The organism is Bacillus sp. LR--39, assembly GCF_053613335.1.
On record NZ_JBSIOT010000886.1, the window covers coordinates 1 to 706 of the forward strand.

2 protein-coding genes are annotated in these 706 nt (G+C 47.0%); both read left to right on the forward strand.

The window, feature by feature from the left end; all coding sequences use genetic code 11:
- The first annotated feature begins 77 nt into the window (after positions 1-77).
- Positions 78-203 carry a hypothetical protein gene (locus tag ACWHAR_RS27250; protein WP_452088454.1) on the forward strand — a complete coding sequence of 42 codons (126 nt, stop codon included), beginning with the start codon at positions 78-80 and terminating at the stop codon, positions 201-203.
- Positions 204-316: 113 nt separating this feature from the next.
- Positions 317-685 carry a hypothetical protein gene (locus ACWHAR_RS27255; protein ID WP_014477834.1) on the forward strand — a complete coding sequence of 123 codons (369 nt, stop codon included), beginning with the start codon at positions 317-319 and terminating at the stop codon, positions 683-685.
- Positions 686-706: the final 21 nt, after the last annotated feature.

Consider the following 706-nt stretch of genomic DNA (forward strand, 5'->3'; position numbering starts at 1 on the left):
AATCTCAATAGGTCCTTACACTCAAAGGAATCACAACAAGAACGGGACTATCTTTCTATGTGAAAGAGCGTTTATATGTGCTGAACTTGAGAAAGATTCTTAATCTCCTTGATTTTAACGGGTTTCGCATTTTCACTAAGCAAGACTATAGTCCTTCATACCGTATTTTCAAAATTGAATATGCGATTCTTGGCGTTTCCTGACCGACAAACACCGAAAAAGACCGCAACGCTAAAGTTGTGGCCTTTTCGCTTTGTCATATTCGGCAATTAGGGATCTATACATATAGAAACATCCTTTTTTGCGAGGTGCTCCCATGAGATATCGTTATCCCTGGTTTTACGTGTATCCGTATGAGGTACGCCGTCCGCCCGCTCCTGCCAACAATATTGATACCTTTATCCGTTCAGCGAGGCAGGCCGCAGGGATATTTGCGGATGCCCAGCTCGTTCTCGGCCGCATTGCGGGCTCGCGGGAGCTCTCGCGCCGCATTCTGACCGCAGCCGAGCAGTCCGATAAACAAACCATCAAGCGCCTGATCAAACAAATGGGCGTCCGGCATGAAGTGGATACGGTCTTTAATCCCGACGGCATCTATATCAGCCTTATCGGAACGCAAAGCCGAATCATTCTTGCTTTGCGGTGGTCAGAGGACCGCAATCATTTTGCGTCCATAAGATTATGACACCATTCCAGAGCCTCAAGA

Bases quoted from the DNA above. Each gene is read 5' to 3' on its own strand.
- ACWHAR_RS27255 (WP_014477834.1), top strand. From the start codon at position 317: ATGAGATATCGTTATCCCTGGTTTTACGTGTATCCGTATGAGGTACGC.